The 231-nt window shown below is 68.8% G+C and carries 1 pseudogene; it reads left to right on the top strand.

From position 1 onward, the window contains the following. Positions 1-231: pseudogene (locus tag AC0IZJ_RS28820) on the top strand (hypothetical protein); the annotation flags it as partial.

Here is a 231-nt window from a genome sequence, read left to right as displayed (position 1 = left end):
AGCCCGGATCGTCCGTTAGGCGACGCGCTCTTCGCCGCCAACTGGTACCGCGTCGCGACGCTCAAGCCGCGGCTGCGCGGCCAGGGGCGCATCCACCGCCACGTCTACCGTGGGGAGATCTGGTACGTCGTCGAGGACCGCGTCTCCGGCAAATCCCACCGCTTCAATCCCAGCAGCGACCGAGTCATCGGCCTGCTGGACGGCGAGCGCTCCTTGCAGCAGGTGTGGGAG

It is taken from the genome of Roseateles sp. AC306, from assembly GCF_979253795.1.
The sequence above is the reverse complement of the archived record's forward strand: the minus strand, read 5'-3'. Positions and strand labels throughout refer to the sequence as shown.